The organism is Carboxylicivirga agarovorans (assembly GCF_050589845.1).
GTDB lineage: Bacteria > Bacteroidota > Bacteroidia > Bacteroidales > Marinilabiliaceae > Carboxylicivirga > Carboxylicivirga agarovorans.
Genome location: NZ_JBNGPA010000007.1, coordinates 101772 through 125024 on the forward strand (window position 1 = coordinate 101772; position 23253 = coordinate 125024).

Here is a 23253-nt window from a genome sequence, read left to right on the forward strand (position 1 = left end):
TGTAAGTATGAATACTTTCTTATTCTGCACTTGCAGGAACCTGTCCACGCATTCCCATAATATCACGATCAAACATATACAAGTTATGATCGCCTAATAAATTTAACTTATCGTTAATAGCTGCAACAGAGGCTTCTTCTTCAATTTGCTCTGTTACGAACCACTGGATCCAGTTGTGCGTAGTAAAGTCTTTCTCATCAAGACAAACACCAACAATACCACTGATCAGTTCAGTAACATACTGCTCGTGCTCATATACTTTGGCAAAAACAGCTTTAATGTCCTTATAATCAGATATTGGTTGTTCAATGGCAGGAATAATAGCTTTACCACCGCGCTCATTGACATATTTAATAAACTTCATCATATGCAAACGCTCTTCTTCAGCCTGAGCATATAACCAGTTGGCAGTTCCTTCATAACCATTTGTATCGGCCCATACAGCCATCGCAAGGTACAGGTTAGAAGAATAAGCTTCTTTTTCAATTTGATTAACAAGTATTTCTTCTACTTTTTTCTTAAGCATAACAGTCAATATTAAGTTATAACAACAAAGATACACTTATTAACCCATCAACATTGGAAGGTGTTTAGCCTCTCTGTTATTTATATTCATTCCAAACAAATATCCCAATCCATTTGGTTATCTGATAAAAATCAGCTTTTTTGCATGACGGAATTAGAGGTCGTTTTTTATTTATTAAAACAATTTACTTTCTAATTTTTTATTAATGAAATCTTTATTCCATTATGATTAAAAAAGTATTAGTTGCCAACCGTGGTGAAATAGCCGTCCGTGTCATGCGTTCATGCCGTGAAATGGGTATTAAATCGGTTGCCATATTTTCCGAGGCTGACCGCACAGCCAAACATGTCAGGTATGCTGACGAAGCGCATTGCGTAGGACCAGCAGCTTCAACAGAAAGCTACCTGAATATCAAAAAAATAATTGAAGTAGCAGTTGCCAGTAAAGCAGATGCCATCCATCCAGGTTATGGTTTCTTGTCAGAAAACGCTCAGTTTGCTGAAGCTGTTGCCAAAGCAGGAATTATTTTCGTGGGCCCGTCAATAAAAGCCATTAATACGATGGGTGATAAACTAACTGCACGTCAGTTAATGATCGAATCTAACGTTCCGGTAGTTCCTGGTACTAAAGAAAACATTGAAGATCCCAAAAAACTCAAAAAAACTGCTGCAGAAATAGGCTATCCCATAATGCTTAAGGCAAGTGCCGGCGGTGGTGGTAAAGGGATGCGCCTGGTTCGTGAAGAAAAAGAACTTGTTAATGCTTATGAAATGGCGAGGTCTGAAGCCCGTTCTGCATTTGGTGACGACGCAGTGTATATTGAAAAGTATATTGAAGGACCTCATCATATTGAATTCCAGATAATGGCCGACAAGCACGGCAACTATGTTCATTTATTTGAGCGTGAATGTTCGGTGCAGCGTCGCCACCAAAAGGTGGTTGAAGAAACTCCCTCTCCTCTTATGACTCCCGAATTACGTCACAAAATGGGTGAACAGGCTATTGCAGCTGCCAAATCGGTAGACTATGTTGGCGCTGGAACAGTAGAGTTTTTGGTTGATAACGACCATAATTTCTATTTCCTGGAAATGAATACTCGATTACAGGTGGAACACCCCATTACAGAACGAACAACAGGTGTTGACCTGGTTAAAGCGCAGATCAATGTGGCAAACGGCCTTCCTCTGGAGTTTAAACAAGAGGACCTGAGACAGAATGGTCATGCCATAGAATGTCGTATATATGCCGAAGATCATAAAAATAACTTTATGCCATGTCCGGGTGTGGTGAAAAATATTACTGAACCAATGGGCTTGGGTATTCGGACAGATGGATATGTATACGAGGGTTACGAGATCCCGTTCCACTATGATCCTATGATCTCGAAACTGATCTCATGGGCGCCAACACGTCAGGAAGCTATCGACCGCATGAAACGGGCTTTATATGAATACAAAATAACCGGTGTAAAAACATCTATTCCTTTTGTATCACGCATTATGGAAGCCAAAGACTTTGTTGATGGCAATTATGACACGCATTTCATCGAAAAGAATATGGACTTTCTGATGACAGAAGAAGATGATTGTTCAGACTATTGTGAAGATATCGCACTGTTTGTTGCATTTCTCGATTACACCGAAAAAATTCAGGAGGCTGCCGACAAATCAAATGTGGCTGCTCCAAACCAATCGGCCTGGAAAGAATATGCGCGCCGTAAAAATGTAATTCGCTACTAAATCAGTTAATATGCCAATAGAATTAAAAATTGATTCTCGCCGTGCCAGGATTAAAATCCTTGAACAAAATGGCACAAAATACAAAGTAGACATCGACGATCGTATCTATGACCTTGACCTGGTTAAAGTAGAATCAGATGCCTATTCAATCTTGCTTGATGGTCAGTCTGTCAATATGGAGATGATTCAAGATGCAGATCTCAATCACTATAAAGTAAATACCATCAATAATTATTACGAAATAGAGGTGATCGATGCTGCAACACGTTATCGCAATGCTTCAAATTCATCACTTGATTCGGGTGGCAATGTCATTTCTACGCCTATGCCAGGAAAGATCGTTAAAATACCTGTTAACGAAGGTGACACTGTTGAAAAAGGACAAACTGTTGTGATCGTCTCGGCCATGAAGATGGAAAGTGAATACAAATCTGCCATTGACGGCGTTGTTAAGCACATTCATGTTTCCGAAGGTGACGCCGTTGAAGGTCACCAACCATTAATTGAAATCGAATAACCTGAAAATCAGAAACAATGCAAAGTTTAGAAGAAAAATATAAAAAATTTGAAGAAACCAATAAGCAGGCAGAAGCCGGCGGTGGTGATGCTCGCATCGAAAAGCAACATAAGGGCGGTAAATTAACAGCCAGGGAGCGTATTGAGTTATTTTTAGATGCCGGCACTTTTGTTGAACTGGATAAACTGGTCAAGCACCGCTGCAACAACTTTGGCATGGAAAAAACCCAATTCCCGGGTGACGGATTCATTACCGGTTATGGTAAGGTAGATGGTCGGCTTGTTTATGTTTTTGCACAGGATTTTACGGTATTCGGTGGATCACTTAGCCGCACCAATGCCGATAAGATCATTAAAGTATCAAAATTGGCCCTTAAGATGGGTGCTCCCTTAATTGGTTTAAATGATTCAGGTGGTGCCCGCATACAGGAAGGTGTTCAAAGCCTTGCCGGTTACGGTGATATATTCTTTCTTAATGTAAAGTCATCGGGGGTGATTCCTCAGATATCGGCCATTATGGGCCCTTGTGCCGGTGGTGCTGTATACTCTCCTGCACTAACAGACTTTATATTCATGGTTAAAGATACCAGCTACATGTTTGTTACCGGACCCGAAGTGATCAAAACCGTTACCCATGAAGAAGTAACTAAAGAAGAGTTGGGTGGTGCAATGACACACAACGCCAAAAGTGGTGTTGCTCATTTTATGGGTGATGATGACGAGAACACATTAATGATGATCCGTGAACTACTTAGCTTCTTACCATCCAATAATATGGAAGACCCTCCTGTTCTTCCAACAACAGATGATATAAAACGCGAAAGTGAAGAACTGCAGGATCTGATACCTGCCGACCCCAATAAGCCATACGATATGCACGATATCATTGGTAAGGTGGTTGATAACCAGCATTTCTTCGAAGTAATGCCGCATTATGCCCAGAATATCATTACCGGTTTTGGCCGAATGGCAGGCAGAACTGTAGGAATAATAGGTAATCAGCCCAACTACCTGGCTGGTGTATTGGATATAGAATCGTCAACAAAGGGAGCCCGCTTTGTGCGATTCTGCGACGCCTTTAATATTCCAGTGGTTACATTTGTTGATGTACCGGGATTTTTACCGGGGACAGTTCAGGAGTATGGTGGAATTATTAAGCATGGAGCCAAATTATTGTACGCCTATGCTGAAGCCACTGTACCTAAGATTACAGTTATCACAAGAAAAGCCTACGGTGGTGCTTATGATGTTATGGCATCAAAACACCTGTCTGCAGATATTAACTTTGCTTATCCTACGGCCGAAATTGCAGTAATGGGACCTGAAGGAGCGGTTAATATTATCTTCAGAGGTGAAACTGATGATATTGCCAAAGCTGAAAAAGTGGATGATTATCGTGAAAACTTTGCCAATCCATACAGGGCTGCTGAATTAGGGTATATCGATGAAATCATTTTACCCAAGGAAACTCGTTTTAAATTGATTCAGGCACTGGAAATGACACAAAACAAAAGCGAAGCCAATCCGCCTAAAAAACATGGAAATATTCCATTGTAATAATTCAAAGAAGCCGGTTTACAATAAACCGGCTTCTTTTTACCATTAAATCCCGGCGATCTTAACCGGTTCAGCTTCAGAAATCAGCTTGGGACATGCTGCCCGTATAGCATCTTTCTCCAATTTATCCAAATCGTCGTAGGCTTTTCCAAATTTGGTTCGTGCCATATCATCCCGCATTTCATTAAAGGCTCGTACAATCTCGTTCTGAACCATCAGGTATGTCTGGTATTGAGTATCATTGGCCGTTTGCAGTGATATAATACCTTTACTCACACTCGTTGGCCCCAGAAGAGTGATATTCTTCATTTCCTTATCTGATAAGTTAATATCATCAGACGGATTTAAAATGAAGGCTTTGGTCGCCTCGGTCAGTAAAGCAATATCAAGGGCTTGCTTTTCAACCATTAACTGGTTTTCTGAATTCACCAGTATCTCAAATACATTACGGTCATTTTTCTTATCAGGTGGATTATTGTCAATTTCATTTGTGTATGGGGGAAGAACAGTTCCCAATCCCAGATCGGAATCCATAGTTGTTGTCACAAGAAAGAAGATTAAAAGAAGGAAGGCAATGTCTGCCATTGAGCCTGCATTGAGCTCTTTGATTTGTCTACGTGTCATAACTTATCATTTAATAATTGATTAATATTAAATGACCCTGCATAGCTTGACTTCGAATTATTATTTGAATATACAAAATCCCCGCATTAAACAAAAATTACTAAGGACTATTCTCGAGCAATTACACCAACTAATACCCCCGTAAGCTGGTGTGCCATTTAGTACAAGTGTTTATTTCTTAAGTGCCATATGGCACGGATGTGTCATTCGGCACATTATATTTCAACACTTTATTCTGCGTATCAAACTCAATCAACCATATCTAATGTACTGAATCTATACAATATAGGATGCAATATACAATTATCCTCCCCTGTCCTTCTCATTTTCGGCATCGCTATTGACTATTAAGCCATCCAAAATCTAAATCAGTTGCTTACTAAAACAAGATTATTATGAATGCAATCCTTGCTTTTATTCCAATTCTGCTTACAATAGTATTGATGGCAGGATTTAACTGGGGAGCCAAAAAGGCTTTACCTTTGTCCTGGTTATTAGCTGTTCTAATAGCCTTATTCTATTGGAAAATAGATATCTTAAACGTTACAGCCTATTCCTTTTTTGGTGTACTTAAAGCACTCGATATTCTGATCATTATTTTTGGTGCCATACTCATTCTTAATACACTAAAGATTTCCGGGGCCATGGCTGCCATTAATAATGGTTTTCAGGGAATAACCCGCGACCGGCGAATCCAGGCCATTATCATTGGTTACATGTTCGGAGCATTTATTGAAGGAGCAGCCGGCTTTGGCACGCCAGCCGCATTGGCAGGCCCATTATTGGTTGGCCTGGGTTTTCCTCCGCTGGCCGCTGCCATTGTAGCACTTATCTTTAACAGTGTACCGGTGCCCTTTGGAGCTGTCGGAACCCCGATAACCGGTGCTATGAGTACACTGTCAACCAACCTTTCAGAAGTTGGTGCTGACCCTACAGTATTCGAAATGATACTAACCAAGTGGATCGCCCTGCCCAATGCTCTGGCCGGAACATTGATTCCTCTCATTGGATTAATGATCATGACTAAAATATTCGGCAAGAAGAAATCGATACGTCCTGCCCTTGAAGTAGCTCCTTTTGCTTTATTTGCCGGCATTTGTTTTATGGTCCCTTATACTTTAATAGCCATCGCTTTCGGACCTGAATTACCAAGTCTGGTTGGTGCGTTTATTGGTTTGGGCATTGTTGTATATGCTGCTAAAAAGGGCTTCCTGGTTCCAAAGAAAACATGGGATTTTCCTGAAAAATCATTGTGGAGCAAACAATGGATGTCCAATAGCGATACCGGTCAGATGGTAGAATCTAAAATGCCATTATACAAAGCATGGGCTCCCTATTTATTAATAGCTCTTATATTGGTGGTAACACGCATTCCTGCCTTTGGACTAAAGGGTATTTTAGCTGCTCAGCAAATTACCATCAACAATATATTTGGTATTGACAGCCTTGACTACTCTCTGAAATGGGCTTACCTGCCTGGTACCATCCCATTCATTCTCGTGGCCATATTAAGCGCTTTTTACTATAAGATGAAGATAAAACAGGTTAAACGAGCCTGGAAGCTGACTTTTACTCAAATAAAGGGTGCAGCCATTGCCTTGTTCAGCGGTGTCGCTCTTGTTCAGATCATGCTTAACTCAGGAACCAATGGTGCCGGACTGGAAAGTATGCTGACAGAAATGGCGCAGGCAACTGCTGAGATATCCGGATCAGCCTATCCTGTTTTTGCACCGGTAATCGGAATCTTAGGAGCCTTTATGTCGGGATCGGCCACTGTCTCCAATATATTGTTCGCCTCATTCCAGTTCGAAACAGCCGCCCTGCTAGATCTGCCACAGATCCTTATTGTAGCCATGCAAGGCATTGGTGCAGGTGTGGGTAACATGATCTGCGTTAACAACGTTGTCGCTGTTTCTGCTACTGTCGGATGTATTGGCTCTGGAGGATTTATCATCAGAACGAATGCCAAACCTGCTTTTATCTACTATCTGATCATCCTCATCGCTTTAGGAGCTGTAATAGCTTCAGGGTTTAACCCATTGTCGTTATAAAAAATCAAAGCCATGTTAACAGGAGAATACAAATCATTATACCAGTCACTCTCTAAAGTGATTGATACAAAGCGGATGTTCCATGACACCTTGCATACCCTGGCATTCGGCACTGATGCCAGCTTTTACAGGCTAATTCCTAAATTGGTGATAAAGGCTAAAAACGTGGATGAAGTTATTGCAATTATGGAAGAAACTTCACGCAGAAACATACCTGTTACCTATCGAGCAGGTGGCACAAGCCTTTCAGGCCAGGCTATTTCTGATTCGGTACTGGTTATAGCAGGCGAACACTGGAAAGAATATGAAGTATTGGATAATGGTGAGCGAATAAGGCTACAGCCAGGTTTAACCGGGGCGCGTGCCAATGCGATTCTTGCTCCGTATAAGCGGAAAATGGGGCCTGACCCCGCGTCGATCAACGCAGCTATGATTGGTGGCATTGCAGCTAACAATGCCAGTGGTATGTGTTGCGGCACATCAGAAAACTCTTATAAAACAGTCGACAGCATGAAAATTGTTTTTCGTGATGGTGCCTACCTGGATACGGGATGTTACAAAAGCAGGGAAGAGTTTACGAAGACGCACAAACACATTATCGACGATATCGATCAACTGGTACAGGCCGTTAAAGGAAACGAACCATTGACACAACGCATAAAGGATAAGTTTAAAATGAAAAACACAACCGGCTATAGCTTAAATGCCTTTGTTGATTTTTCTGATCCTTTTGACGTTATAGAACACATTATGATAGGGTCTGAAGGAACACTGGGTTTTATTGCCGAGATAACCTACAAAACAGTCATCGAGCATGCTCATAAAGCCAGCTCTTTAATGGTGTTTCCTGATATAGAAAAAGCATGTAATGCTGTGTCTGCATTAAAAAGCAGTCCGGTTTCTGCTGTTGAACTGATCGATCGTGCCGGACTAAGATCGGTTGAAGACCAGGATGGCGTACCGGCATACCTGAAAACCTTATCGAAAGATGCCAGCGCCATACTTGTCGAAACACGGGCTTCTGACAGAGATATTTTAAAAGCGCAGATTGATGTAATACTCGACACCATTAAAGATATTCCTTCAGAGCTACCTCTTACTTTTACCGACATTCCGGCTGAGTTCAACGCTCTATGGAAAATACGCAAGGGATTGTTTCCATCGGTTGGTGCCATACGAAAAACAGGCACCACGGTTATTATTGAAGATGTGACATTCCCGGTACCTAAGCTGGCTTCTGCAACACTGGACCTGCAGGAATTATTTGCCAGCTATGGCTATAGTGAAGCTGTTATATTTGGTCATGCCCTGGAAGGGAACCTGCACTTTGTTTTTACACAAGACCTGGGCGCACCTGAAGAAGTAGAGCGTTACGATGCATTTATGAAGCAATTGGTCAAACTGGTGATTGATAAATATGACGGGGCTCTGAAAGCAGAACACGGAACAGGACGGAATATGGCACCTTTTGTCGAGAAGGAATGGGGCAATGAAGCCTACCTGATGATGAAAGAGATCAAAGCCATCTTCGACCCTGAAGACATGCTAAATCCGGGCGTCATTCTGAATAATGATCCGGAATCTCACCTGAAAAACCTGAAACCCCTGCCTCCTGCAATGGATAAGGTTGATAAGTGTATCGAATGTGGCTTTTGTGAGCCAACATGCGTTGCCAATGAACTGACTCTTTCTCCACGTCAGCGCATCACCACATTCAGGGAAATTTCACGCCTGAAAGACAGTGGTGAAAAGCCTCATGAAGCTTCTTCACTGGTTAACGCCTATCAGTATGCCGGTGATGAAACATGCGCAACAGACGGCCTGTGTGCCCTTAGCTGTCCGGTAAAGATCAATACGGGTGAACTGATCAAAGAACTCAGATTCCAAAGCCACACGGCAAGTCAGAATAAAGTGGCCACCTGGCTGGCTTCAAATATGGATACTGTTACAGGTGTTCTGCGCAATGCGCTTGGTGTTATCAACTTTGGTCACACTCTGTTGGGAAGTAATGTGACAGGGGCAATCTCAAAAAGTCTGTATTCCATATCAGGCCAACGCATTCCCCTATGGAACAAATACATGCCAAAGGGTTCAAAAAAGATCGTACCGCAAATGGTCAATAAGAATAACCCAAACAAGGTGGTCTATTTCCCATCATGTATTAATCGGTCCATGGGACCTTCGAAAGATCAGTCGAAAGATCAGGTAACGCTTGTTTTTGAACGCCTGATGAAAAAAGCCGGCTTCGAAGTTATTTACCCGGAAAGCATGAATAAGCTGTGCTGTGGTATGTCCTACTCCAGCAAAGGCTTCAAAGAACAAGGCCTGATGAAATCAACTGAATTGGAGAGAGAACTGAAAAAGGCCAGTGAAAATGGTAAGTATCCGGTTGTATGTGATATGAGCCCCTGTCTGTATACCATGAAAGAGAATATGCAGGACAGGTTAAAATTGTACGAACCGGTTGAGTTTATCCTGGAATACCTCAAAGACAAGTTGCTGTTTGAACCAATTGATGAAACGGTATCTGTTTTTGCGGTGTGCAGCATGAAAAAAATGGGTATGGATGAACACCTCTTGCAACTGGCCAATATGTGTGCAACGAAGGTGGTTAAGCCTGATACTAACTGCTGTGGCTTTGCTGGCGACCGTGGTTTCTCTTTCCCTGAACTAAATGAACATGGTTTACGTGATCTGAAGATTCAATTGCCTCATGATGTAAAGCACGGTTATTCAACATCAAGAACATGTGAAATCGGTTTATCAAAGAACAGTGGTATCAGTCACGAGTCAATTGTGTATTTAGTTGATAAGGTAACCAGGCCCTTGAAACAGAAAGCCGCTAAAGCAGCATTAGGTCTGGCTATTGTAATCCTTGGAGGATTGGGCATGCAGTCAACCCATGCACAAGACAAACCAAGTGTAAAACTGAGTGGTTTTGTATCGACTGAAGCCATTTTCGACAGTCGTAAGGTAGTATCTGCGCGCGATGGTGATGTTATTCTTTATCCTGCCCCTATCAGTTACGATGAAAATGGCGTTGATATAAACGAGAAAGGTGACTTTTCTTTCTTAAGCATACACAGTCGATTACGGGCCAAAGCCGGTGGTGTTAAACTTTGGGGTGGTCAGCTAAGCGGATTGATTGAGTTTGATTTTGTAGGAACAACTAATGCATCCATAGGCTTGCTGCGTATGCGTCATGCCATGGCTCAGCTCGATTTTGAAAAAACAAGTATACTGTTTGGACAGTATTGGCATCCCATGTTTGTGACTTCTTGCTTTCCTGAAATATCATCATGGGGGGCTGCAGCGCCGGTTTCGGTTCTGTCGAGAAACCCGCAAATAAGGGTGACGCACCAGCTCACTGACAAATTCAGGGTTTCTGTGGCTGCGGTTTCGCAATTTGACTTTAAATCATCAGGTCCTAATGGCGCCAGTAATGTATACCTGCGCCAGTCATCCATGCCTGAGTTCGATGCTCACCTGGAATACGGGACCAAAGGAAAAAGTGTATTCGGTATGGTGGCCGGCACCAAGAAAATTGTTCCTCGTCGGTTAAACGCAGCCGGTAATGTTGTGGATGAAAGCTTGCGTACCTACCATGCGCTGGCCTACACTACGTTGAAGTTAAAATCGTTAAAAATCAAGCTACAGGCCATGTATGCCCAGAATGGATCTGACATGCTGCTATTGGGTGGATATGGAGTTAAAAGTATAGATGCGCAAACAGAAACTTACACTTACACGCCCCTTAGTACTCTTAATTACTGGACCGAAATAATCACCCATGGATCAAAGGTAAACTTTGGAATATTTGCAGGAATTGCTAATCAGCTGGGTAGCAGCGATACCATTGCCGATGGTAATGAAGTTTATGCAAGGGGAAGTAACATTGACTATGTTGCACGCATAGCTCCGCGTATTATTACCGGAACAAAAGATATAAAGGTAATGCTTGAGTTAAACCAGACATATGCTGCTTATGGCGAACCGGATGAAAAATTCAATGTTAACAACAGTGAGCGTGTTGTAAATACAAGATTGCAACTACATGTTATGTATAAGTTTTAATTAAACCAAAATTACCATACCAGGAGAGTTTTCATTTCCTTTTGCTACGTCCGTTGGGTTAGGGTGTTTCCGGCGCGGTTGCATCGCAACCATCCATATGAAAACTCTCCTTTTTTCTTTGAATGGTTCTGATTATCTAAGAACTTTTTGGGCATATTAAGCTGAGTATGACCTTAAGTGATGATAAAAAATATCAGTCATACATAAGGATAGGTCAATAATCTTTACGAAATTTATAGGGTGAAGGACCAAATACAACAACATTTGACTTTCAGTATCAGTATTCTGTTGCTGACACTTATGTCCACCGTCAGTCGTGGCCAGATCAATCCGGTTAAAAAAGTACTGGTACTCCATTCCTATCATCAGGGCCTGGAATGGACAGACGATGTATCGGACGGCATTAAACAAGCCATGTTGCTGCACGAAGATGAAGTAGATCTGTATTTCGAATACCTGGATTCAAAGCGCTATCCCGACTCACTGCATTTTAACCAGGTTCAGACCTACCTGCGACAACGTGATTTCCAGTCGCATTTCGATTTAATTATTACCGTTGATGATGATGCATTGCGCTTTTTAGTACAAAACCGTGAAGTACTCTACAAAGATATTCCGGTTGTGTTTTGTGGTGTTAATAATGGTATACATCAACAGATCAATGATCCCCTGATAACCGGCATTCGGGAAAAACCAGATTTTAATGCGACCCTGTCTCTGATGCAAAAACTGCATCCCGGTGCACAAACCATTCACGTTATCAATGATGCCAGCACCACTACAGCAATATTAAATCGTCAGGCGCTTGACTCCATACAAACAACTTTCCCTTTAAAACTTCACTTCATTGACAATGTTACAATTCAGGAACTAATAACTGAAGTTGAACAAATTAGCACTGAAGACCTCATCCTTTTACTGACGTTCAACAAAGATCAAAACAATGCATTTATATCTTACAAGGAAGAAGTCAGATTAGTAAAGAAGCATGCCCGTGTTCCAATCTATTCCAGCTGGGAGTTCTTTTTGGGAAGGGGCATTGTAGGTGGTTACCTGTTGAGTGGTGAAAACCATGGCAGAAGGGCTGCACAAACAGCTATGCAGATACTACGGGGAACACATCCCAAAGACATACCTTTGCAAAGCACGACAGAAGGTGCTTTTCAGTTTGACCACCATTTACTTAAGCAACATGGCATTAAAAGAAAGCAATTGCCCGAAAACAGTGTAATCATCAATAAGCCCATTGATTTCTATGTATTGAACAAACAGCAGATTCTGATCATATCAGTTGTTTTCCTCATTGGTTTAATTGTAATACTTGTTCTTTCACGTTCCATTAAAAAAAGGATCAGAGCCGAAAAGGAACTATTGGTTAAGCAGGATTTTCTTGCCCTCTCATTTGAGCAACAGAAGCTAATGGCTGAGATCGTGACCTACCTTAACTCAACCAACGATTTTACGCTTGTGATTGATAAGGTTCTTAATGCCATTATCAAAACCAGCCATATTGAGAAAATAGGCGTCTACAGCCTCTCAAATGATCATTTAATAAGCAGTATTATAGGCTCGCAAACTTCAGAACAAGGCAACAGTATTATTGAGCTGGATCTGAAAAATGTATTTAAAATACAGAATCTGCTCAATAAAATACTGGATAATAAAACCATTGTTAGTGATGATCTGTCAGATTTTAGCGAAGAGGAAAAGGCCTTTTACCAGGTAAGAGGTATTCAATCGGTTCTTTTAATTCCCATCAAAGTAACAGATAAAACCATTGGGGTAGCCGGTTTTGCTTTTTCCACACCACACCATTGGTCCGATGATGAGATGCAGTTATTATCAACCCTGATCAGGGTGATCGCCAATGCCTGGGAGCGCAATTTTCAGATGAATCAGTTCCTGGAAATGGAGAAGCAACATGCTGAAGCCGTACAGGTGATGGAGCAAACATCGCGCCTTGCATCTATCGGTGTTATTACCGGAGGTATCACACACGAGATCAACCAGCCTCTCAATGCCATCCGGATTACTACAGATACGATGTTGCGCAAGATCAAGAAAACAGACAATGAACTGACGGCGTATATTGTTCGTAAGCTTAACACCATTGCCGAAGGTACCAGCCGCATTGATGGTATCGTCAAAAACATGCGAAATTACTGGGTGAATCCGGTTCCCAATTCAGAGGAAAAAGAAACCATTGAGCTCAATAGTGTTCTAAACGAGGCTTTGGAACTCTTAAAGCGACAAATACGTAACCAGGGCATCACCCTTAAGGTCACGCAGGCCATTGGCAACCTGCACATCAGGGCCAACAAGGTGCAACTCGAGCAAGTTGTTATCAACCTGGTAGTTAATGCCATTCAATCGTTGGGAGAAGTTGAGCGCCATGAAAAACAAATCCTTGTTAAAACCCTGAAGCGCGAACGAAGTATAGAATTATCGGTTGAAGACAATGGCAAAGGCATTGAGAGCGATGCTAGGGAGCTACTGTTCAACCCATTATACAGCACTAAGAAAGAAAGCGGTGGCTCGGGATTGGGCCTTGCCATTGTTCGCACATTTGTAACGAAGATGAATGGCGAAATAAGCTATGACAATATTGAAGGCGGAGGCGTTCGCTTTATAATTGTATTTAAAACACCTGAAGCATGAAAATACTGGTAGTTGAAGATGATGCTTTAAGCCGCGAGGCCATTGTTGAGTTCTTATCGGACGAAATGGATTTTGATACCCAGTGGGCCAAAGATGCTACGGTCGCTCTTGAAATGCTGCAAGCCGATGATTTTCAGCTGATCGTATCTGACATTAAGATGCCGGGAATTAGTGGCATTGAACTACTGAAGCGGGTTAAACAAAACCATCAGAACATTGATGTTATATTAATGACAGGTTTTTCTGAAATTAATAATTCCATTGAAGCGCTTCGATGGGGCGCATCCGATTACCTCCTGAAGCCCGTTAACATTGAAGAACTGTCTCATGCCATTCAACGTCTGCAGGATAAATACCAGCTTTTATCTGAAAATTCGCAGCTTAAAGCATCGGTTGAGGAAATGGACAACAAAGCGAGGCGATCTGAAGAAAAGCTACAGGCACTGCAAAATACCATGAAAACCATTCAGCAAAGCGGCAATCTGGCAGTCTTCTCTAACCACATGCGTCAGGTTGTGGAATTATCTATGAAGTTTCATGACAACAGGGATATTCCGGTACTTATACAAGGTGAAACAGGTACAGGAAAAGAAATGATCGCGCGCCTTATTCATTATGGAGAAAACAAGGACTTACAAAAACCATTTATTCCTGTCAACTGTGCAGCCCTGTCTCCGCAACTCTTCGAAAGCGAACTCTTTGGTTATGAAAAAGGTGCTTTTACAGGCGCCAGTAACCAGGGCAGAATCGGTAAAATGGAGCTGGCCCAGGGCGGTACTTTGTTCCTGGATGAAATTGGTGAACTACAGCCCCATATGCAGGCCAAACTATTAAGGGTACTGCAGCAAAAAGAGTTCTACAGAGTAGGTGGCGATAAACTTATTAAACTGGATGTACGGTTTGTATTTGCTACCAACCGCAACCTGAAGCAGATGATCCGGGACAATACCTTTCGCTCTGACCTGTATTTCAGAATGGAAAGCGGAACCATTGAACTGAAGCCCTTAAGACATAAACCTGAGGAAATTGTTCCCTTGGCTCAGTATTTTATGGAGCTGTTCAATGAACGTAGAAATAAGAATTTTCGTTTCATCAGTAAACCGGCCCGATCAATTCTGGAGAAACATCCCTGGCCGGGCAATGTAAGGGAATTGGAAAATGCCATTGAGAGAATCGTACTGCTTTACGACGAAACAGAGATTCAACCCCGACACCTATCACATTTATACACTGAAACAGATGATGTTCATCCGGAGAAAAAAATCATCGGATCCATACTGGTACCGGGTGAGATTAGCCTGCCAGACGCTCCCTTTTCATTGGAGCACCTGGAGTTGGAAATAGTCGACAAAGCCCTGAAGCGCTTTAATGGTTCCAAATCAAAAGCTGCCGAATACCTCGGCATCAGCCGTTTTGCCCTGCGCAGTCGCCTCAGAAAGCTGGAAGAGCGGAATAAACATGATTGAAAACAATAGACAGTGGAACATGTGAATTGTTGTGGCGTCCCCGCTTAAGCGTCAGATTTTTGGCAGGGTAATGGACGTGATCATTCCTCTCTCCTATTTTTCAGGCCTTATATTTGTTTCCATGCTTTCACTATACTAAGTTTGACAAAGAACCTTGATACAGACAGGATCATCATGCCACATATAACAGAAAGCATCTCAAAATCGCAAGCCAGAAAACTGGTACTACTATCACAACAGCTTCCTCCGTTTAAGGCGAACGGCAAAGCAGTTGACGCGACCTTATCAGCCATTGAACACCTCGGATATATCCAGGTCGATACCATATCTGTTATTCAGCGTGCACACCATCATACCTTATGGAACCGCAATCCAAGGTATCAACCAGTGCATATTGACCAGTTGCAGGAAAATAAAAAGATATTCGAATACTGGTCGCATGCCGCTTCGTACCTGCCCATGTGCGATTATAGGTATAGCCTGGTTCGTAAGCACGAGATTGCCAGTGGTATTCAAAAGCATTGGTTTGAGAAAGATGAGCCAATCATGAGTGAAATACTCAGGCGCATTGAACAGGAAGGCCCCTTAATGGCCAGGGATTTTGAAATAGCTGACATAAACAGATCAGGATGGACAAGTCACCCCATCAAAAGAGCCTTAAATAATCTGTTTATGCAAGGAGAGTTAATGATTCCCTTTCGTAAGGAATTTCATAAAGTATACGACCTTACGCACAGGGTCTTGCCTGCTGATACTGACACCAGCTTACCTGATGAGAAAGAATATGCCCGTTATCTAATTGATCGCTTTTTAAAAGCCAATGGATTAGGACAGGCACCCGAAATAACATACCTGCTTAGGAATATTAAGCCAATGGTAGCTGACACACTCAGGGAGATGCTGGAAAGTGAGCATTTAATGAAACTTAAAGTGGGCAAAACAGACTATTATGCACAGGCTGATGCCCTGGAGATGCTTAATAAGCCCCTGGCCCGAAGTCAGGCGAAAATACTATCTCCCTTCGATAATCTGCTTATTCAACGAAAGCGCATGCTAGCATTGTTTGACTTTGATTACCAGCTTGAATGCTACTTACCGGCCAACAGACGACAATATGGTTATTTCGCACTGCCTGTTTTATGGGATGGTAAGCTGGTAGCCCGGATGGATTGCAAGGCTGAGCGCAAAAAATCAGTGTTTCACATACGCTCTGTCATATTGGAACCCGGCCTTAAAAAATACGAAAGCTTTGCCAGGGCTTTGTCCAAAGAACTGCGTGCTTTTATGCGTTTTAACGAATGTAATATGCTTAAAATACACCAAAGTAATCCGCCTCAATTTATTCAGGAACTGGAACAGAATATGCAGTCCTAAGAAAGGAAGCCAGGATCAGCTATCTATAACGGTACGCCAGGAATACTCGCGCACCATTATAAAAACACATGCATTAGATATCGTTATTTTATAGGACTATCAGGCTCCTTAGCCATGTGGTTATAACTGAGCTTGTCCAATAATTTTGGCAGCCATTTACTCAGGAATACCGTCAGCTTACCCTCTACAAAGGTCAGTATCAAAGTACGCTTGCGCTTAAGAATGGCTTTAGCCATGTGACTGGCCACCTCTTCAGCACTCATCATCTTTTCTTCTTTACGCGGTGTCTCTCCCTGATTACTACCATCGGCCGTCAATGCAGCCTTACGCACATTGGAAGCTGTAAAACCGGGAGCGGCTATCAATACATGCAATCCTTTTTTCAGGTTTTCGACACGTATGGTCTCTAAAAAGCCGTGCATGGCAAACTTAGATGCAGAATAACCTGTACGACCAGGTAAACCAATAAAACCGGCTATGGACGATACACCCACGACGGAACCTTTGCTTTCAAGTAAAGATGGTAAAGCATACTTCGTGCAGTACACTGTACCCCAGAAGTTAACGTCCATCAACTTTTTCAAAACACTTAGATCAACATCCTGAAAGGCTGCACGCATGGATATACCTGCATTATTCACCAATATATCAATCCGGCCAAAAGCTCTTAACGTTTCACTTACAAGATGCTTACAGTGCTCTTCCACACTTACATCGGTCTGAACCGATATTACTTCTGTACCATTGCTTTTTAATTCCTGCTCTACCTCAAGTAATTTTTCAACACTGCGAGCTGCCAACGCTAACTTTGCCCCCCTTTGAGCAAATTCGCGGGCACAGGCAAGACCAATACCAGAAGATGCACCGGTTATAATGATGACTTTATCCTTCATGTTTTAATTAATTAAGCCGTGAAAATAATGATTTAATTTGAAAGAGCTTATCAGTTGATAGGTTGAAGAGTTGTACGAACTGTATAATCGTCGAATCGTCGAATTGTTGATGAGTTTAGTAGTTGAATGAAACATCTAACATCCCAACATCTTTGTTGTCGAATCGTCGAATTGTATAATCGTCGAACTGATTATCCCGATGGCTATCGGGAGTCGAATTGTTGAAAATGTTGAGGAGTTTATAAGTTGAAGGTGCTAAATATCTGTGCAATATATCTTAATGTCGTGCATTCAAATTGTCTAATTGTCTAATCGTCTAAAAGTCAAATTGGCGATAGTTAATGAGTTTAGTAGTTGAATGAATTAACGACCTATCTGCCGATCCCGGATAAATATCGGGAGTCGAATTGTTGAATTATTAATTAAGTTGATGAGTTTAGTAGTTGAATAGTTGAATGAAACATCCCAACACCTCATCCCCCTTATTCGACAACTCATCGTTATTAATTATTAATTTGCTTCATGAAGCATGCAATTTTGGATTGTCATTTAAACCAAACGAAAAAATGAAGATCAAAATTGCCATACTACTTCTGCTGATATGTGTCGTTCCTAGTCAACTCAGTGCCCAATATGAGATAAATGGAACAATAACGGCTAAAGACGACAGTCCGCTTGTTGGTGTCAACATCACCATAAAGGGAACTTACGATGGTACTATTACTGATATCAATGGTGCTTTCTCCTTAATGACAGATGAAGAACACCCTACCTTATTGATCAGTTATATAGGTTACAAACCCGAAGAGATTGCTGTCAATAAAAACTCCGGTAATCTGGCGCTCGTTTTAAAAGAAAGCATTACCAGTCTTAATGCAGTCACCATTACCGCAGGTACGTTTAGCGCAGGTGATAAAAAACGAGCCACGGTACTGGAGCCCCTTGATATATATACAACAGCAGGTTCTTTGGGCGATATTAACGGTGCCTTAAAAACACTGCCCGGCACACAAGCAGCCTCCGATGACGGACGCCTGCTGGTGAGGGGTGGTGAAGCTGCCGAAACCAAAGTGCATGTGGACGGTTTATTGGCCGCGAAGCCATATTACTCAAAGGTGCCTGACTTGCCAACAAGGGGACGATTTGCTCCCAGCCTGTTTAGCGGAACTGTATTTAGCACCGGTGGCTATTCTGCAGAATACGGCCAGGCCCTGTCATCCATATTGATTCTGGAATCCAATGACATTGCCGTTGAAGAGGTCACTGGTTTATCATTCATGAGCGTTGGTGCTGAAGCGTCTAAAACATGGTGTTCACCTGGCAAATCAAGTTCTGCCGGTGTGTCATATACCAACCTTGCACCATATTATGGCGTGGCCAATAATCGTCTTGAGTGGCTAAAGCCTAGCGAAGCTGTCAATCTGAATTTTATGCATCGCCAAAAAAGCGACAATGGCAGCCTGTTTAAATTGTTCTCAACCTTTGATTATGGTATACAGGAGTTTAATACTCCGGTGGGAGAAAACATAAGCAATATCGATACTGAAGGTGGTAGTGCCTATATCAATATGACCTATTCAACACCACTGTCAACGGACATCAGCCTGAAAACAGGATTGGCATCAACCATTGATAACAACCGCCAGATTGCAGGTGACCATCGCACACTTGATAGAGAGGTCAATATTGAAGGACGTTTATCGATCGACCACCACCTGTCTGATGCCATCCGCCTGAACTATGGTATATCAGATGCTTTCACCACCTATAATCAGGAATACAATCACCTGAATGCACCTGAACAATACGATATACAGGTCAATGACCATATAGCCGGTGTATTTATCGAACCTGAAATACGATTATCAGCTGAGCTGGCCATACGCCCGGGTTTACGCTATGAATATTCGAGCTACCTGGAAGAATCAAGCTTGTCTCCCCGTCTATCCGCTGCATATAAAACCGGTAAAAACAGTCATTTTACTGCCGCATGGGGCCACTTCTTTCAAAACCCGGTCAATGAATATATGAAATACACATCCAGGCTGGAATTTGAAAAGGCCATTCATTACCTGCTGGGTTACCAGACCGGCACTTTAAAAAAACGGCTGTTTAGGGCCGAAGCTTATTATAAAGATTATAAGCAGTTGATCAGCTACGACAATTACAGCAACAATCGCTATATTAACCTTGCTAATACGGGTAAGGGATATGCCAGGGGTATTGATGTATTTTTTCGCGATAAGGAGACATTCAGGTATACCGATTACTGGCTGTCGTATTCCTATATCGACACAGAACGTCATTATAAAAACTACCCCAATGCGGTTACACCGTCTTATATAGCCGAACATACCTTTTCGGCGGTTGGTAAATACTTTATCGGTAGTATTAATACACAAATAGGCGCCACATGGCTAATGGCTTCAGGACGTCCCTATCATAAAGAGGGCGACGAAAAATTTATGAACCGCACAGCCCCTCTTTACAACGACCTGAGCCTTAATCTGAGCTACCTGACATACATTGGCGATCACTTTACGATCATACACTTTTCCTTTTCAAATGTGCTGGGTCGCGACCACCTGGTGGGTTATCGAAACATTCCTTCACCCGATGACGATACCGGATATATTCAGATGCCAATAATGCCCGATATCAAACAGTTTTTATTCCTCGGCATATTCATCTCTATCAACAGCTAATAATTACTAACATTTAACTATATGATTATGAAAACAATTGTATTTACTCTTATCCTTTGTGCAGCCCAATTGATTCATGCAAAAGACTATCAGACGGCAATGAAAAAGAACATTGATGAATTATTTAAAACAAGGAACATTGAACAAATCAATGCCATTGCTGCAAGTTTTAAACGCATAGCCTCAGTTGAGAAAAATGATTGGTTACCTACCTACTATGCGGCCTATGCATATGTGCGTTCCACTCACTTTATTTCTGAAAGTGATTCTATTCAGTTACAACTGGATAAAGCACAGGCTGAACTGGAACTGTTACTGACATCCAATCCTGATGAATCAGAAGTTCATGTACTGCAGGCCATGATCTATTCCTTGCGCATCACCAATCCTATGAATGGCTACAAGTATTCCAGTCTGTCCAATGAAGCATTGAGTAAGGCCGAGCAGCTCAACACCAGCAATCCACGTATTTATTATTGTCGTGCCAACAACATCTATCACACGCCAAAAATGTTTGGCGGAGGCAAGGAAAAGGCCAAACCCTTGTTTGAAAAAGCGGCCCGCTTATTTGAAAATACCAATTATGAAAACCCCTTGTGGCCCTATTGGGGAAGTTACCATAACAAGCAGATGCTTGCCAAATGCCAGGATGCTGAATAAACAACATGTGCCCGGCGGATGTTAAGGCCTGTCGGGCCAAATCACTTACGGAATAGCTGTTTATAGCAAAAACATCATCAAATGCTTAATATAAATTGTTTCTTTAACGTTTCTGCTTCTTCATTAAACATCCATGCAGCTATTGCTATATCTTTGTTTTATTATAAATATTATTGCTACATTCAGCATCGTGTAAGCAAGATTAATTCTGCTTTCATTCAACGCAATAATTCTTTGTAGAAGTTTTAAACTATTCAATTTCTTATCAACCATTCTATAATGCATTTGGTATTACACCAATAATCACTGAAAAATGGGAATTTACAGCGATATAAATAACAAGAAACACAGCAGGCGGAAAACCCTATACATCTTTCTATGGTTTGGCCTAAGTTCCATATTGATAGGAATTGTTTTCATGGGACTGGCTTGCCCGTCCTGCCTTTTACAACCAAGGCTGATTATACACAACGGTGGTTACAGTTTACTGCTCGGTTACAGCCTGTTTAGCTTTGGCTTTGTCTTTAACTGGCTTGAAACCCAATATGTAAACTGGATCCAACATCCGGTTAAGAGTCTTGTTATGGTGCTTATATCATCAACCGTGTACTGTTCCTTTGTCATATTTGGGGTCAACTGGTTTTGGCATATTGTAGTCAGAGATATCCCAAAAGAAAGCTTTTGGGAAGTGTATGCCACAACCATGTGGATTGAATTTGGCATATTCTACTTTATCGCATTGTGGTTTTATGCCCGCTCCTTCTTTATGGCCTGGCGGCAGGAAGTCGAGGATCGTGAAAAACTAAAACGTGAAGCTCTGCAGTTGCAATATGAATCACTAAAAACCCAGGTCAACCCTCATTTTCTGTTTAACAGCCTTAATGCCTTAACAAGCTTAATTGAACTGGATGTGGAGGCGGCTAAAACTTTCACCAAAGAGTTATCCGGGTTTTATCGCGACATCCTTCAGCTAAAAAACAAGGAAATCATTCCTTTAAAGGAAGAAATTGCCATAGTCAACAAGTACATCTACCTGCAGAAAATTCGCTTTGGTGACAACTTCTCGTACCAGTTACCACAGAATATAGATGGTGAACAAATGGTAATTCCCCTATCGGTGCAAATGCTCTGTGAAAATGTTTTTAAGCACAATGTTATTTCAAGTACTAAAAAGCTAAACTTATCCATTGAATTATTGGACGATGAAGTACTCATCTCCAACTCTTATTACCCCAAAAAAGATAGCTCCGACTCGGGTATGGGTCTTAAAAACCTGAACGAGCGTATTAAATACCTGACCAATAAAGAGCTGATAACAGAACAATCTGAAAACCAATTCTCCATTCATTTACCTCTAATATCTCTTGACCATGCGCCTGTTAATAATTGAAGATGAGCACCTGGCAGCCAAGCGCCTCATTCAAATGGTATTGCAACTACATCCTGATGCTGAGGTTTGTGCAGTTTGTGATAGCGTTGAACAATCTGTGCAATGGATAAAAAGTAATACTCAGCCCGATCTTGCCTTCTTCGATATTCAATTAGGCGATGGTATCAGCTTTGAGATATTCAAGCAATGCCAGGTTAATTTTCCAATCATCTTTACAACCGCCTACGACCAGTATGCGGTGCAGGCATTTAAAGTAAACAGCCTTGATTACCTGCTTAAACCCATTGACAAGGATGAACTAAAACAAGCGATTGACAAGTTTCTGAATCAACAAAAAACTGATCTGTCAGGCATTAACCAAGCCATTGAACAAGCCAGGTTGTTACTGCAGAAGCAAAACTACAAATCGCGTTTCTTAATTAAAGTTGGTGAGCACCTGCGTATGATAGATACGGCAGATATCAGTTTTTTCTACATCGAAGATAAATCAACATTTATAAGAACCGAAAGCGGAAGCAGCTATGCTTTGGATCAGAGCCTTGATCAATACGAAATACAGCTTAACCCCTCTGATTTTTATCGCATCAGTCGCAAATTTATCATTAAACTTTCTTCAATCAGCGACATTATCAGCTATAGTAATTCCCGTCTGAAGTTAAAACTTAAGGGTATGGATAACACCAATGAAATCATTGTCAGCCGTGAGCGCGTAAAAAGTTTTAAATCCTGGCTCGAGGGAGAATGATTAGTGTAAAGTGGTGTGTTACCTTTCAATCTGTAAATGCCTTGAACGAACACAATTTCTTTGTAAGAATTAATTTTGTAAATACCACAATTTCAAATCATTATACTTTATTGAGACTTTCATGTATCTCAACTTTCAACGATGAAACGCCGGGCTATACTGATTAGTTTACTTTTGGAGGTATAAAATAATCGTGTTTTCATTTCCCACATGGGTATAAAAGACCATACTTATTGAAAGGTATTTTAATATGATTATTGAATTTTAAATTTATA

The 23253-nt window shown here is 41.6% G+C and carries 15 protein-coding genes; 12 read left to right on the plus strand and 3 right to left on the minus strand.

Going from position 1 to position 23253, the window contains the following annotated elements; all coding sequences use genetic code 11:
- Positions 1–19: 19 nt before the first annotated feature.
- Positions 20–526 (minus strand): ferritin, encoded by a 507-nt coding sequence (locus ACRD69_RS09850; RefSeq protein ID WP_430814907.1) that lies wholly within the window; start codon positions 524–526, stop codon positions 20–22.
- A 224-nt stretch (positions 527–750) separates the two neighbouring features.
- Here ACRD69_RS09850 and accC point away from each other — a divergent pair, with 224 nt between their 5' ends.
- From accC to ACRD69_RS09865, 3 genes are read left to right on the plus strand one after another with little or no spacing between them, the layout of a single operon-like run.
- Complete coding sequence (gene accC / locus ACRD69_RS09855) at positions 751–2265, plus strand: acetyl-CoA carboxylase biotin carboxylase subunit (protein WP_430814908.1); 1515 nt, start codon at positions 751–753, stop codon at positions 2263–2265.
- A gap of 10 nt (positions 2266–2275) precedes the next feature.
- On the plus strand, positions 2276–2782 hold the full coding sequence (locus ACRD69_RS09860; RefSeq protein ID WP_430814909.1) for an acyl-CoA carboxylase biotin carboxyl carrier protein subunit: 507 nt from the start codon (positions 2276–2278) through the stop codon (positions 2780–2782).
- 17 nt (positions 2783–2799) lie between these two features.
- Positions 2800–4338 carry an acyl-CoA carboxylase subunit beta gene (locus tag ACRD69_RS09865; protein WP_430814910.1) on the plus strand — a complete coding sequence of 513 codons (1539 nt, stop codon included), beginning with the start codon at positions 2800–2802 and terminating at the stop codon, positions 4336–4338.
- Between the two features lie 45 nt (positions 4339–4383).
- Here the strand turns inward: ACRD69_RS09865 and ACRD69_RS09870 are convergent, their stop codons facing one another.
- Positions 4384–4962, minus strand: a complete 579-nt coding sequence (locus tag ACRD69_RS09870; protein WP_430814911.1) for an ExbD/TolR family protein — start codon at positions 4960–4962, stop codon at positions 4384–4386.
- 395 nt (positions 4963–5357) lie between these two features.
- Between ACRD69_RS09870 and ACRD69_RS09875 the strand changes: the two genes are divergently transcribed.
- The 5 genes from ACRD69_RS09875 (at position 5358) to ACRD69_RS09895 (ending at position 16585) form a co-directional block, all read left to right on the plus strand.
- Positions 5358–7013: an L-lactate permease gene (locus tag ACRD69_RS09875; RefSeq protein WP_430814912.1), complete on the plus strand. Its 1656-nt coding sequence runs from the start codon at positions 5358–5360 to the stop codon at positions 7011–7013.
- Between the two features lie 12 nt (positions 7014–7025).
- Entirely contained in the window at positions 7026–11087 is a 4062-nt protein-coding gene (locus tag ACRD69_RS09880; protein ID WP_430814913.1) for an FAD-binding and (Fe-S)-binding domain-containing protein, read from the plus strand.
- A 240-nt stretch (positions 11088–11327) separates the two neighbouring features.
- A complete protein-coding gene (locus tag ACRD69_RS09885) occupies positions 11328–13745 on the plus strand; it encodes a sensor histidine kinase (RefSeq protein WP_430814914.1) in 2418 nt (805 codons plus the stop codon).
- Positions 13742–15211 carry a sigma-54-dependent transcriptional regulator gene (locus ACRD69_RS09890; RefSeq protein WP_430814915.1) on the plus strand — a complete coding sequence of 490 codons (1470 nt, stop codon included), beginning with the start codon at positions 13742–13744 and terminating at the stop codon, positions 15209–15211. The genes ACRD69_RS09885 and ACRD69_RS09890 overlap by 4 nt, the downstream gene beginning before the upstream one ends.
- A gap of 174 nt (positions 15212–15385) precedes the next feature.
- Positions 15386–16585: a winged helix-turn-helix domain-containing protein gene (locus ACRD69_RS09895; RefSeq protein ID WP_430814916.1), complete on the plus strand. Its 1200-nt coding sequence runs from the start codon at positions 15386–15388 to the stop codon at positions 16583–16585.
- Positions 16586–16668: 83 nt separating this feature from the next.
- Here ACRD69_RS09895 and ACRD69_RS09900 read toward each other — a convergent pair whose 3' ends face one another.
- Complete coding sequence (locus ACRD69_RS09900) at positions 16669–17478, minus strand: SDR family oxidoreductase (protein ID WP_430814917.1); 810 nt, start codon at positions 17476–17478, stop codon at positions 16669–16671.
- A gap of 566 nt (positions 17479–18044) precedes the next feature.
- Here ACRD69_RS09900 and ACRD69_RS09905 point away from each other — a divergent pair.
- From ACRD69_RS09905 to ACRD69_RS09920, 4 genes are all read left to right on the plus strand, one after another.
- Positions 18045–20183 carry a TonB-dependent receptor plug domain-containing protein gene (locus tag ACRD69_RS09905; RefSeq protein WP_430814918.1) on the plus strand — a complete coding sequence of 713 codons (2139 nt, stop codon included), beginning with the start codon at positions 18045–18047 and terminating at the stop codon, positions 20181–20183.
- A 27-nt stretch (positions 20184–20210) separates the two neighbouring features.
- Positions 20211–20843, plus strand: a complete 633-nt coding sequence (locus ACRD69_RS09910; RefSeq protein WP_430814919.1) for a hypothetical protein — start codon at positions 20211–20213, stop codon at positions 20841–20843.
- 313 nt (positions 20844–21156) lie between these two features.
- Positions 21157–22233 carry a sensor histidine kinase gene (locus ACRD69_RS09915; protein WP_430814920.1) on the plus strand — a complete coding sequence of 359 codons (1077 nt, stop codon included), beginning with the start codon at positions 21157–21159 and terminating at the stop codon, positions 22231–22233.
- Positions 22214–22978 (plus strand): LytR/AlgR family response regulator transcription factor, encoded by a 765-nt coding sequence (locus tag ACRD69_RS09920; RefSeq protein ID WP_430814921.1) that lies wholly within the window; start codon positions 22214–22216, stop codon positions 22976–22978. Before ACRD69_RS09915 ends, ACRD69_RS09920 begins: the two co-directional genes overlap by 20 nt.
- Positions 22979–23253 lie beyond the last annotated feature (275 nt).